At 67.3% G+C, this 12492-nt stretch carries 14 protein-coding genes; 9 read left to right on the top strand and 5 right to left on the bottom strand.

What is annotated here, in order from left to right:
* Nucleotides 1-6 precede the first annotated feature (6 nt).
* Nucleotides 7-435 carry a DUF7832 domain-containing protein gene (locus tag AC5P6E_RS04105; RefSeq protein WP_019336743.1) on the bottom strand — a complete coding sequence of 143 codons (429 nt, stop codon included), beginning with the start codon at nt 433-435 and terminating at the stop codon, nt 7-9.
* Between the two features lie 67 nt (nt 436-502).
* Entirely contained in the window at nt 503-1288 is a 786-nt protein-coding gene (locus AC5P6E_RS04100; RefSeq protein WP_109813767.1) for an AraC family transcriptional regulator, read from the bottom strand.
* Nucleotides 1289-1365: 77 nt separating this feature from the next.
* Here AC5P6E_RS04100 and AC5P6E_RS04095 point away from each other — a divergent pair, with 77 nt between their 5' ends.
* Nucleotides 1366-1620: a hypothetical protein gene (locus AC5P6E_RS04095; protein ID WP_019336741.1), complete on the top strand. Its 255-nt coding sequence runs from the start codon at nt 1366-1368 to the stop codon at nt 1618-1620.
* Between the two features lie 84 nt (nt 1621-1704).
* On the opposite strand, the gene AC5P6E_RS04090 is transcribed toward AC5P6E_RS04095, so the two are convergent.
* Nucleotides 1705-2706, bottom strand: coding sequence for an energy transducer TonB (locus AC5P6E_RS04090; protein WP_010482231.1), 1002 nt, complete (start codon nt 2704-2706; stop codon nt 1705-1707).
* Between the two features lie 200 nt (nt 2707-2906).
* Complete coding sequence (locus AC5P6E_RS04085; protein ID WP_029379810.1) at nt 2907-3548, bottom strand: TIGR00645 family protein; 642 nt, start codon at nt 3546-3548, stop codon at nt 2907-2909.
* 110 nt (nt 3549-3658) lie between these two features.
* On the opposite strand from AC5P6E_RS04085, the gene AC5P6E_RS04080 reads away from it, so the two are divergent.
* The 4 genes from AC5P6E_RS04080 to AC5P6E_RS04065 all read left to right on the top strand — a co-directional run bounded on the left by AC5P6E_RS04080 (nt 3659) and on the right by AC5P6E_RS04065 (nt 9139).
* On the top strand, nt 3659-4348 hold the full coding sequence (locus tag AC5P6E_RS04080; protein ID WP_495230710.1) for a glutathione binding-like protein: 690 nt from the start codon (nt 3659-3661) through the stop codon (nt 4346-4348).
* A 154-nt stretch (nt 4349-4502) separates the two neighbouring features.
* A complete protein-coding gene (locus AC5P6E_RS04075) occupies nt 4503-6728 on the top strand; it encodes a S9 family peptidase (RefSeq protein WP_191850258.1) in 2226 nt (741 codons plus the stop codon).
* Between the two features lie 25 nt (nt 6729-6753).
* Nucleotides 6754-7269, top strand: coding sequence for a cytochrome c oxidase assembly factor Coa1 family protein (locus tag AC5P6E_RS04070; RefSeq protein ID WP_495230709.1), 516 nt, complete (start codon nt 6754-6756; stop codon nt 7267-7269).
* Between the two features lie 67 nt (nt 7270-7336).
* Nucleotides 7337-9139: a DUF885 domain-containing protein gene (locus tag AC5P6E_RS04065; RefSeq protein WP_495230708.1), complete on the top strand. Its 1803-nt coding sequence runs from the start codon at nt 7337-7339 to the stop codon at nt 9137-9139.
* Between the two features lie 84 nt (nt 9140-9223).
* On the opposite strand, the gene AC5P6E_RS04060 is transcribed toward AC5P6E_RS04065, so the two are convergent.
* A complete protein-coding gene (locus AC5P6E_RS04060; RefSeq protein WP_010482223.1) occupies nt 9224-9682 on the bottom strand; it encodes a hypothetical protein in 459 nt (152 codons plus the stop codon).
* Nucleotides 9683-9866: 184 nt separating this feature from the next.
* Here AC5P6E_RS04060 and AC5P6E_RS04055 point away from each other — a divergent pair, with 184 nt between their 5' ends.
* From AC5P6E_RS04055 to AC5P6E_RS04040, 4 genes are all read left to right on the top strand, one after another.
* Nucleotides 9867-10115 (top strand): hypothetical protein, encoded by a 249-nt coding sequence (locus AC5P6E_RS04055; protein ID WP_006475755.1) that lies wholly within the window; start codon nt 9867-9869, stop codon nt 10113-10115.
* A gap of 122 nt (nt 10116-10237) precedes the next feature.
* Complete coding sequence (locus AC5P6E_RS04050) at nt 10238-11155, top strand: bestrophin family protein (RefSeq protein WP_010482217.1); 918 nt, start codon at nt 10238-10240, stop codon at nt 11153-11155.
* A 19-nt stretch (nt 11156-11174) separates the two neighbouring features.
* Nucleotides 11175-12164 (top strand): porphobilinogen synthase, encoded by a 990-nt coding sequence (gene hemB, locus AC5P6E_RS04045; RefSeq protein ID WP_019336564.1) that lies wholly within the window; start codon nt 11175-11177, stop codon nt 12162-12164.
* A gap of 32 nt (nt 12165-12196) precedes the next feature.
* Nucleotides 12197-12466, top strand: coding sequence for a gas vesicle protein GvpG (locus AC5P6E_RS04040; RefSeq protein WP_010482214.1), 270 nt, complete (start codon nt 12197-12199; stop codon nt 12464-12466).
* The last annotated feature ends 26 nt before the right edge of the window (nt 12467-12492 follow it).

Here is a 12492-nt window from a genome sequence, read left to right as displayed (position 1 = left end):
TTGATTTCAGGACTGCGTTGCCTGCCAAATGGCGAAACGCTGGGCAATCACCGGTGCCAGTCGATCGAAGTTCTCCCAGGTATCGGCGACGTGGTACAGATCCGGGACATTGGCGCCCAGCTGTCCCTCATAGTCGTCCAGGTACTGGCCATTCTCGAGGTCGTAGTACGCAGCGGTGAACGTGTTGGCTTCATCACTGATCAGATCGTCGACGAATTTGCCGTCGCTGCACTCCAGCAGGAACAGGCCTGGCGTCGTTCTGCGTTCCAGCAGCGCCTGCAGGTCTTCTTCTGCGTCCTCGGCGAGCTCTTCGCTTGCCATGCCCTGTAGCAGCAGCCATGCCAGGTACATACCGATGTGAGTGGCACCGGCCTCTGCAGGAAGATCCGAAGGGAAGTCACCCCCGGAATGCCAGCTGGCGTCGTCGTACTTCATCTGTTGCGCTCCTGAAATCAGCAAGCAGCTTAGGTCGCAAGGAAGCATAGAGGGAGTGCTGGATACGTCAGTCCTCCCCGTACCGCGCAGGCGTCACGCCCATCTCGCGCTTGAACACGGCGATGAACGCACTGGGCGTGTCGTAGCCCATCGACAGCGCGACGCTGATCACCGGTTCGCCCGCCAGCAGGCGTGGCAGCGACAGCAGCACGCGCAGGCGCTGCCGCCACTGGCTCAAGGTCATGCCTGTTTCGGCCTGCCAACGGCGGGCAAGGCTGCGGCCGGACAGGCCGCTGCTGGCGGCCCAGTCCTCGATGCTGCGGCCGTCTTCGGGTGCGTGCGCCAGTGCGGCGGCGATCTTCTGCAGTCGCCGGTCACGCGGTTGTGCCAGGGCAAGCGGCAGAGGCGTGCTGGCGGCGATCTCATCGGCGATCACACCGGCCAGTCGTGCCTGCGCAGCATCCAGTGGCTGGTGGGGCCATCGCAGCGCACGTGTTGTCGCCGCCCGCAGCAGTGCATTGGGCTGGAAAATGCGCGGTGTGGCGGGCAGGCCCAGGCAGGCCTGGGCGTTGAAGTACAGGCTCCAGCCATCGAACCCGTCTGCGCTCAGCAGCGCGTGGGGCAGCAAGGGCGGTATCCAGGCGACGTGACCTGCGGGCAGCAGCCAGTGCAGGTCGTCGGCGGCGATCCGCAGCAGCCCTTGGTGTGCACCCAGCAGCTGCCCACGGGCATGCCGGTGGCGCGCTGTGCGACGCATACCGCGTTGGTGCAGCCCGGCCGCCAGCACCACCGGTCCGTCGGCGGTATCGGCCAACGTGGGGTCGAGTAATCCGGTGGTTGTCTGATCTGCCATATCAATTGGCAGTTATACGGCAGAAACGTCGCGTCCGCGTCCCGACACTGGAGCCTACTTCAACGGAGCGCTTTCCCATGCAGCCACAGGACATTCTTCCCGACCATCAGAACGACGTGCAGGTGAACGGCGTCACCGTGCGCAAGGGCAGCGTAGGTGCTTTCCTGGCCAGCGTTCGTGACTGGCAGGATCCGTCCAACGATCCCGCCTTCCGCGCCACTGCCGAAGCTGACCTGCGTGCGTTGCTGCCGGGCCTGCATGCGCTGGGCCTGTTCCAGGTGCTGGTCGCGCGCGATCCTGCCCTGCAGCACCTGATTGATGGCGCGGCCTGAAACGGACAAGGCCCGGACGGACCGGGCCTTGGCGTCATGGAGGCGGCAGAAACGACTTGATCCCGTCCGTCCCCTTTTCTGCGGTCAGCCGCCCGGCGCGAACACCAGGGTGCGGCGGGTGGTGACCGGCGCGTTGACCGGCTCGAAGCGCCAGCGCTTGACCGCGTTCAGGGCTTCGCGGTCGAAGGTCCGTCCGGACGTTGCGCGCAGCACGCGGGCGCTGACCACTGAGCCGTCGGTGCCGACGGTGATCTCCACCAGTACTTCCCCCGACGTTCCCGAACGCAGGGCTTCGGCCGGATAGCGCGGCGCTGGCGTACTGACCGGGCGCAGGGTGGGAGCTGCGGCGGCGGCTGCCTGGCGCGCGGCGCTGGCCTGCTGGGCGGCGGCCTGCTGCTGCTTCTGTTCGGCATCGCGACGGGCCGCGGCCTGGCGCTCGGCCTCCTGGCGCTCGTTGTCGCGGCGTGCGGCATCCTGCTGCGCGGCGATCTGCTTGGCCGCGTCGGCTTCCTTGGTGCGCTGTTCGGCCAGGCGCTGCTGTTCGATCTGCTGCTTGCTGCGGTCCTCGGCGTCCTTCTTTGCCTTCTCGGCTTCGGTCTCGGTGCGCTTGGCGGCGTTCTCCACGCCCTTGGCCAGGCCTTCCTTCAGGCGCGGAAGTGCGGGGGCGGAGGCATCCACCTTCTCGATCAGTGCCACCAGGCGCTGCGCCTCGGTGTAGTCCTCGCGGCCCAGGTGCTGCTCGGCGGCGATCAGGGTGTAGGGCAGCAGATCGGTCAGCGCGCTCTTCACCGAGGCGTCGTCCGGCGTCTTGTCACGCAGGGCGAGGTAGTACTCGATGGCGTTGTCGCCGGCCGGTGCATACATGCGGTTCTCGCGCAGCGCCTGGCTGGCCGACTCGCGCAGCTGCTCGGTACCCATCGACTGCACCTTGGCAGCGACCACCGGTGCGGCGGGTGCGGCAGCGGCAGGCGCCGTGGCGGCAGCAGGCGCTGCGGATTCTTCCTTGCCCGAGCAGGCGGCCAGTGCCACTGCCAGGGCAACCGGCAGCCACCGGCGCGCGGCGGTGATCGTTGAGACGTGCGACATCCTGCTCCCCTCTAGAAGACGACGTGACGTAAATCATTGATACGCATGGCCGGGACCTGGGGTCCGGGCGCGGCAGGGTGACGTTTCCCGACGCCACCGCCGGCAACGGCGAGGGTGCAATCTAGCATCCCGGCCACCGCCGCGTACAAGGGGTGGTGGCCGGGACGGGCAACGGCGTCATGCCGCTGCTGGCAACGACCTCAGTGGTCGTGCGACTTGTCGTGGGACTTGCTGTGGCTGTTGGACATCAGCTTGTCGGTCCAGGCGATGCCGATCGCCGACAGGATGAACACGCAGTGGATGATGGTCTGCCACAGCACGCCTTCCTGGGTCATGGTCGTGCAGGTATCGACGCCAGCGTTGTAGAAGCTGGTCGAAGCCGACGACACTGCAGCGGCCCATTGTTCCGGTTTGCACAGCGGCAGTCCCTTCAGCGCGCTGGTGGCGATGAAGGTCTTCAGCAGGTGGATCGAGGAGATGCCGATGATCGCCATCGCCAGCTTCACTTTCAGCACGCTGGCGTTGACGTGGCTCAGCCATTCCGGCTGGTCCGGGTGGCCTTCCAGGCGCAGGCGCGAGACGAAGGTCTCGTAGCCGCCGACGATCACCATCACCAGCAGGTTGGAGATCATCACCACGTCGATCAGGCCCAGCACGATCAGCATGATCTGCTGTTCGCCCATCGAGACCGAGTGGGACAGCAGGTGCCAGAGTTCCTTGCCGAACAGGAACACGTACACGCACTGGGCAAGGATCAGGCCCAGGTACAGCGGCAGCTGCAGCCAGCGCGAGGCGAAGATCAGCGAGGACAACGGGGACAGGGGGCGAGGACTGTGGCTCATGCAGGACAGTGCGTTTCGGGGGAGCCGCGAGGTTACCGGCCCGCCATGACGGTGCCAACCCAACTCACGCACTAGACTTCAGGTTCCTTTCCGCACCCCGAGCCGCCGCCATGATCGACCTGTATTACTGGCCCACCCCGAACGGCCACAAAGTGACCCTGCTGCTGGAAGAAGCCGGCCTGGAGTACCGCATCCACCCGGTCAACATCGGCTCGGGCGACCAGTTCAAGCCGGAATTCCTCGCGATCTCGCCGAACAACAAGATGCCGGCGATTGTCGACCACGCCCCGGCCGATGGCGGCGCCCCGCTGAGCGTGTTCGAGTCCGGCGCGATCCTGCTGTACCTGGCCGAAAAGACCGGCCAGTTCCTGCCCAGCGACCCGCGCGGCCGCGTCACCACCCTGGAATGGCTGTTCTGGCAGATGGCCGGCCTGGGCCCGATGAGCGGCCAGATGGGCCACTTCAACGTGTATGCGCCGGACAAGATCCCGTATGCCATCGAGCGCTACGACAACGAGGTGCGCCGACTGCACGGGGTGATGGACAAGCGCCTGGCCCAGCACGCCTTCCTTGCCGGCGACGCGTACAGCATCGCCGACATGGCCAGCTATCCGTGGATCGGCGCCTACGACAAGCTGCCGGTGGATTTGGCCGCGTTCCCGAACCTCAAGCGCTGGCACGACGCCATCGCCGCACGCCCGGCCACCCAGCGCGCCTATGCCCTGCGCCAGCAGGTGAACCCCAACGCCGGCAAGCCGCTCAGCGACGAAGAGCGCAAGCACCTGTTCGGCCAGCGTTGACCCAGGACGGTGGGTGCCGGCCGTTGGTCGGCACTCGTCAGCATTCCTTATGGGCAAAAGGTCATGCTGCCTTCCTGCACGGGCTTGGTTAGGATGGGGAACGACCGCCCCGTGCTCCGAGCCGGGGTGGACCTGCCGTTTGCCGGGATCCTCCATGCGCCACCTGTTCGCTTCGCTCGCCCTCATGTTCGCCACCACAACCGCCGCCCACGCTGAAAAGCTGACCCTGGAAGCCATCACCGGCCCGTTGCCGTTGTCCGGCCCGACCCTGATGAAGCCGAAGGTGGCGCCGGACGGTTCGCAGGTCAGTTTCCTGCGCGGCAAGGACAGCGACCGCAACCAGCTGGACCTGTGGACCTACGACATCGGCAGCGGCCAGACCCGGCTGCTGGTCGATTCCAAGGTGGTGCTGCCCGGCACCGAAACCCTCAGCGATGAGGAAAAGGCACGCCGCGAACGCCAGCGCATCGCCGCGATGACCGGCATCGTCGATTACCAGTGGTCGCCGGACGCGCAGCGCCTGCTGTTCCCGTTGGGCGGCGAGCTGTACCTGTACGACCTCAAGCAGCAGGGCCAAGCCGCGGTACGCCAGCTGACCCACGGTGAAGGATTCGCCACCGACGCCAAGCTGTCGCCCGAGGGCGGCTTCGTCAGCTTCATCCGCGGCCGCAACCTGTGGGTGATCGACCTGGCCAGTGGCAAGCAGCTGCAGCTGACCCGTGATGGCAGCACCACCATCGGCAACGGCGTGGCCGAGTTCGTCGCCGATGAGGAGATGGACCGCCACACGGGCTACTGGTGGGCGCCGGATGATTCGGCCATTGCCTTTGCCCGCATCGACGAGGCACCGGTGCCGGTGCAGAAGCGCTACGAGGTCTACGCCGACCGCACCGACGTGATCGAGCAGCGTTATCCGGCCGCCGGCGATGCCAACGTGCGCGTGCAGCTGGGCGTGATCGCACCGGCCGCCGACGCGCAGCCGCGCTGGGTCGACCTGGGCAAGGAGCAGGACATCTACCTGGCCCGCGTCGATTGGCGCGATGCGCAGCACCTGAGCTTCCAGCGCCAGTCGCGCGACCAGAAACAGCTGGACCTGGTGGAAGTGGCGCTCGATTCCAACCGCCAGCGCGTGCTCGCCCACGAGACCAGCCCGACCTGGGTGCCGCTGCACAACAGCCTGCGCTTCCTCGACGACGGCAGCGTGCTGTGGTCGTCCGAGCGCACCGGCTTCCAGCACCTGTACCGCATCGACAGCAAGGGCAAGGCCACCGCGCTGACCCACGGCAACTGGCCGGTGGACGAACTGCTGGCGGTCGATGAAAAGGCCGGCAAGGCCTACTTCCGTGCCGGCATCGAGACCTCGCGCGAAAGCCAGATCTACGCGGTGTCGCTGCAGGGTGGCGAGCCGCAGCGCCTGTCCAGGGCGCCGGGCATGCACAGCGCCACGTTCGCCCGCAATGCCAGCGTCTACGTTGACAGCTGGTCCAACAGCACTACGCCGCCGCAGATTGAACTGTTCCGCGCCAACGGCGAGAAGATCGCTACGCTGGTGGAGAACGACCTGGCCGATCCCAAGCACCCGTATGCGCGCTACCGCGATGCGCAGCGCCCGGTCGAGTTCGGCACGTTGACGGCTGCCGATGGCAAGACCCCGCTGAACTACAGCCTGATCAAGCCGGCCGGCTTCGATCCGTCCAAGCGCTACCCGGTGGCGGTGTACGTCTACGGCGGCCCGGCCAGCCAGACCGTCACCGACAGCTGGCCCGGCCGTGGCGACCACCTGTTCAACCAGTATCTGGCCCAGCAGGGCTACGTGGTGTTCTCGCTGGACAACCGTGGCACCCCGCGACGTGGCCGTGACTTCGGTGGTGCGCTGTATGGCAAGCAGGGCACGGTGGAAGTGACCGACCAGCTGCGCGGCGTGACCTGGCTGAAGCAGCAACCGTGGGTGGACCCGGCGCGCATCGGCGTGCAGGGCTGGTCCAACGGTGGCTACATGACCCTGATGCTGCTGGCCAAGGCCTCGAACCAGTACGCCTGTGGCGTGGCCGGTGCGCCGGTGACCGACTGGGGCCTGTATGACAGCCATTACACCGAACGCTACATGGATCTGCCGGCGCGCAATGAAGCGGGTTACCGCGAAGCGCGCGTGCTGACCCATATCGACGGCCTGCGCTCGCCGCTGCTGCTGATCCACGGCATGGCTGACGACAACGTGCTGTTCACCAATTCGACCAGCCTGATGAGCGCGTTGCAGAAGCGTGCACAGCCGTTCGAGCTGATGACCTACCCGGGTGCCAAGCATGGCCTGTCCGGCGCCGATGCCCTGCATCGCTACCGCGTGGCCGAAGCCTTCCTGGGACGTTGCCTGAAGCCCTGATCCGCAGCCGGGAAGGAGCCCGCCGATGACCCTGCCACCACCGATTCCCACCCATCGACAGACGTCCGCCGGTTGGTGGTGCCGCCATTGGCGCTGGGCAATGCCGCTGACGGTGGTGCTGGTGCTGGGCGGCGCAGGTGGCGTGGTGACCTGGAGCGTGCTGCGCTGGAGCGAGGCGGCACGCGAGAGCCCGCCGATGCGCGAAGCGCTGCGTCGCGCGGGCTGCAGCATCGAACTGGTGGAAGCCTTCGGCGAGCCGCTGCATATCGAATCGATGCCGCTGGGCAGCATGCAGACCGCGATCAACGGCCAGCGCGATGTCGGCCTGACCGTTGCGCTGGAAGGACCGCATGCGCACGGACGGTTGTTCGTGCAGGGCAGCCGTCGCGATGAAGTCTGGGATTACCCGGTGATGTATGTACTGGCCGAAGACAAGCAGACCTTCGATCTGACCGCGCTGGATGACGACGAGGCTGCGGGAGAGTGCGAGTTGCAGGCCTGCCGTGATCGCGGCGAATGCCCGCTGACCGCGGCGTTGTGACCTCCGGCCGATTGTCGCCACCGCGCTGAGCGCGTAGGGTGCGGGCAACCCTGTCCTGGAGTGCACCATGAAGCCGATTGCGTTCGCCGTTGCCCTGGCCCTGACTGCCGCACCGCTGCTGTCCGCACCGCCGGCCCTGGCCGCGCCGGCTGCCAAGGCCACTACTCCGGCCAGCCCGGCCTGGGTTGCCCGCAGCAATGCACTGGCGCAGATCCTGCTTGATGCACAAGGCCCGTTCCAGCCGGAGGAAACCGGCTTCTTCGGCGTTCCCGGCTACGACGACAAGGTCGCAGACCTTGGCCCGGACAACGGCAAGCGCTATCGCGCCGCGATGGCCAAAGCCCGCGATGAACTCAAGGCAAAGCTGGTCACCGAGAAGGATCCCAACGTCCGCCAGGACCTGGAGATCATGATCCACGCCGCCAGCCAGAACATCGAAGGCAGCGAGCTCAACGAGAAATACCTGCTGCCGTGGAGTGATGCGCCGCAGACCGTGTTCAGCGGCCTCAACCTGCTGCTGTCCGACCAGGTGCCGGCCGAGCGCCGGGCCAAGGCGCTTGACCGCCTCAAGGCCTATGCCGGCCTGCAGCCGGGCGGCACCGCGTTCACCACGCTGGCCCGCCAGCGCTACGAAGAACGCCTGAAGGACAGCAGCCTGCTGCAGCCGACCAAGATCGAAGTGCAGCAGTCGCTGGACAACGTCGAGACCTACATCACCGGCATCGAGTCGCTGCTGAAGAAGTACCAGATCGCCGGCGCCGATGAGGCGATGAAGGCGCTGGCCGGGCAGATGAAGGACTACGCCGCCTGGACCCGCAAGGAAGTGCTGCCGAAGGCACGCACCGATGCGCGCCTGCCGGCGCCGTTGTACGCCTACCAGCTCAAGCAGGTCGGCATTGACATCGATCCGAAGCTGCTGATGCAGCGCGCGCAGCTGGAGTTCATGGAAACCCGCTCGGCGATGCAGCAGCTGGCGCCGCTGGTGGTGAAGGACAAGGGCCTGAAGGTGGCCGACCCGAGCGACCCGGTAGCGGTGATCCGCGCACTGAAGGCCGACAAGATCGCCGACGATCATCTGGAAGGCCACTACCGCAAGGTGATCGATGCGATCGATCCGCTGATCCGCGAACACGCCATCGTCGACGTGCCCCAGCGCGCCATGCAGATGCGCCTGGGCTCGGCCGCCGAGAGCGCGGCCAGCCCGGCGCCGCACTTCCTGCCGGCACCGCTGGTCAACAACACCGGGCAGCAGGGCACCTTCGTGCTGCCGCTGGGCAACCCGGCAGCGGGCCCGGGCGCGCAGTACGACGACTTCAACTTCGGTGCGGCGGCATGGACGCTGAGCGCGCATGAAGGCCGCCCCGGTCACGAGCTGCAGTTCACCGCGATGGTCGAGCGTGGCGTGTCGCTGGCACGCACCATGTTCGCGTTCAATTCGGTGAACGTGGAAGGCTGGGCACTGTATGCCGAGGCCGAGATGGTGCCCTACGAACCGCTGGACGGTCAGATGATCGCCCTGCAGTTCCGCCTGCTGCGTGCCGCGCGCGCGATGCTGGACCCGATGCTCAACCTCGGCCTGACCGATCGCGCCAACGGCGAGCGCGTGCTGATGGAGCAGGTCGGCCTGTCCAAGGCGATGGCCACCCAGGAGCTGGACCGCTACATGGTGCGCATGCCGGGCCAGGCCGGCAGCTACTTCTACGGCTACACCCGCATCCTGGAGCTGCGCATGCAGACCGAGCTGGCACTGGGCGCGAAGTTTGACCGCCTGGCGTTCAACAACTTCCTGCTCGACCAAGGCCTGCTGCCGCCGGACCAGCTCGCCGATGCGGTGAACAAGGTGTTCGTGCCGAAGTACCGGCAGAAATAATCGGTAGCGCCGGGCCATGCCCGGCGAGCGCAGCGGGAGAGACGCCGGGCATGGCCCGGCACTGCCCGCGGTGACGCTGCCGCGTCACCGCTGCGGGGTGATCACCTGTGTCGGCAACCGCGCTGGCGGTGCCGGATTCGGCACCCAGATGGCGACGCCGGCGGCGCGCTTCTGCGTCGTCGGAATACCGATGCCGACGCCGCCACCGACGTGCGAACCGAACGTGCCGGCGCCCACCGACATGCCCACCGGCGAGCCGCTGCTGCCCACGCCCATCAGCACCACGCCATTGGCGCCGAGCGCGGCGGCCTCACGCTTCAGGCGTGCCACAGCGGCATCGGTCTGGCCCTGGGTGCCGAAGCCGACGGCGGACGCCGATTCCAGCTGGGCGATTTCCTGGGAACCGGCCGGTGGCGTCGAGTAGATCTGCACCAGCGCCGGATCGATCGGTGCGCGGGCGCGGCCCAGCATCACCTTGGAGGTGCTGGCACAGCCAGCGGCGACCAGCAGGATGGCCGCCAACGCGGCCCAACGGATGTTCATGGCACGACCCCTGTAGGACTGGTTGCGATCATCGGCGGGCCACTCTGAATCGGCGCCAACACCCGGGCCAGGGCACGCACGGCAGCACGCTAGCACGGTGCGGGTGACAGCTCCGCCAATGGCAGTAGGCGGCGGCAGCGGGAACGTCTATGGTTGGGGCAGGAACCAACTGCGGGAGAGCGGCATGGGTGTGATCAGTCTGTTGTGGGGCGTACTGGCGCTGTTGTGGATGATCCTGGCGCTGATTCCGCTGCTCGGCTGGGGCAACTGGTTCCTGATCCCGTTCGCTGCGGTGGGCGCGGTCATCGCCGCGCTGGGCATCCTGTTCACCCACCCGAGCAAGCGTGGCCGGGCCTGGGCCGGCCTGGTCCTGAACGGCATCGTGGTGGTGGTGGGCATCCTCCGCCTCGGCCTGGGTGGCGGCGTGATCTGAGCCCGCGCCCGGGTGCGACAGGGCGTCGCAGGCGCACGGCCGGTGGCCGGGCAGGGGCGTACAATGAATGGCTGCGCGAGCCCCACGCGTGCCTGTGAATCCGCGCCCGGCGCGGCTGCCCCATGATCATCCGACCCCGTCCCCACGGCTGGCAACTGCTGTACATCCTGCGCGGTTCGATCGTCAAAGCGATCGCGCCCAAGGTGCTGGCCATCCTGATCCTGTCCATCGCCGTGGCCGCGGTGGTCGAGCTGGCGCCGCCCACCGGCATCGAACGCGTGTCGGTCACGCCGTTCACCCTGCTTGGCCTGGTGCTGTCGATCTTCCTCAGCTTCCGCAACAGCGCCTGCTACGAGCGCTGGTGGGAAGGCCGCAAGCTGTGGGGCCAGCTGGTCTACGAATCGCGCTCGCTGGCCCGCCAGGTGAACCTGCTGCTGGCCGATGACACCGGCCGTCGCCGCCGCATCGCCTATCTCACCACCGCCTTCGCCCATGCATTGGCCGGTCGCCTGCGCGGGCGCATCGTGGCGCTGATGGCCCTGCCGTGGCTGGACAAGCGCCAGCGCGAACAACTCGGGCAGCGTGAGAACGTGCCCGACGCGCTGCTGTCGATGATCGCGGCCGAGCTGGCCCAGGCCCTGCGCGCCGGTGACCTCGACCCGATCCTCTACACCCAGCTGGAAGAGCGCCTGCACGCGATGTCGTCGATCCAGGCCGGCTGCGAGCGCATCCTCACCACCCCGCTGCCGTTCGCCTACACCCTGCTGCTGCACCGCTGCGCGTGGATGTTCTGCGTGCTGCTGCCGTTCGGCCTGGCCAGTTCGCTGGGCTGGGGCACGCCGGTGCTGTCGGCGGTGCTGGCCTATGCCTTCTTCGGCCTGGACCAGCTGGGCGAAGAAATGGAAGACCCGTTCGGCCTGGAGCCGAACGACCTGCCGCTGGACGCGCTGGTGCGCACGATCGAGATCGACCAGCTCGACGCGCTCGGCGAACGCCCATTGCCCGAACCCCTGCTGCCGCAGGGTTACCTGTTGCAATAGCCACTCCTCGGAGCCTGCCATGTCCCACCCGCTTTACCGCCCGCGCCGCATGCGCCATGACGAGTTCTCGCGCCGCCTGATGCGCGAGAACACGCTGACCACCGACGACCTGATCTACCCGGTGTTCGTGCACGAACTGGCCGGCCGCACCGCGGTGCCGTCGATGCCGGGCGTGGAGCGGCTGTCGATCGAAGAGCTGCTGAAGGTGGCCGAAGAAGCGCTGGAGCTGGGCATTCCGGTGATCGACCTGTTCCCGGTGATCGACCCGTCGCTGAAGTCGCTGGATGCGTCGGCGGCGTGGGCCGAGGACGGCCTGGCGCAGCGTGCGATCCGCGCGCTGAAGTCGCGCTTCCCGGAGCTGGGAGTGATGACCGACGTGGCGCTGGACCCATACACCACCCACGGCCAGGACGGCATCATCGATGACAAGGGCTATGTGCTGAACGACATCACGGTCGAAGCGCTGGTCAAGCAGTCGGTGTCGCACGCCGAGGCCGGTGTGGACATCGTCTCGCCGTCGGACATGATGGACGGCCGCATCGGCGCGATCCGCCGTGCGCTGGATGCCGGCAACCACATCAACGTGCGCATCATGGCGTACTCGGCCAAGTACGCCTCGGCGTTCTACGGTCCGTTCCGTGATGCAGTGGGCAGCGCGGCCAGCCTCGGCAAGGCCGACAAGAAGACTTACCAGATGGACCCGGCCAATGGCGACGAGGCCCTGCGCGAGATCGCGCTGGACCTGGAAGAGGGCGCCGACATGGTGATGGTCAAGCCGGGCATGCCGTACCTGGACCTGGTGCGCCGGGTGAAGGAGACGTTCAGCGTGCCGACCTTCGCCTATCAGGTCAGTGGCGAGTACGCGATGATGAAGGCCGCCTTCGCCAACGGCTGGCTGGACGAGCGCGCCTGCGTGCTGGAGTCGCTGCTGGGCTTCAAGCGGGCCGGTGCCGACGGTGTGCTGACCTATTTCGCGCCGCAGGTGGCGCGATGGCTGCGCGAGCGCTGACAATAGCGCCACGATAGACGGAGGACTGCGCGATGGGACCCGAACTGGGATGGATGCAATGGTTGATCTGGGGCATCGGTACGCTGGTGTTCGGCGCCATCATCGTCGGTGTCTTCATCGCCGCATGGCGCGCGGGCAAGCGCCCGCCGGAGCAGCTCTCCGCCGCCCGCCACGTGGCCCGTGAGCAGGCCCTGCCGGAGAGCGTGCAGGCCGAGCTGGCCGCGCTGAACCAGCGCAAGGACAACGGCCAGTTGAGCGAAGTCGAGTACGAGCAGCAGCGCGCGAAGGTGTTGTCGCGCTGACGGGTGGGTGCCAACCTTGGTTGGCA

Source organism: Stenotrophomonas sp. YJH_SMC_16 (assembly GCF_059367875.1).
Note: the sequence above shows the minus strand (reverse complement) of the source record. Positions and strands in the feature narration are given on the sequence as shown.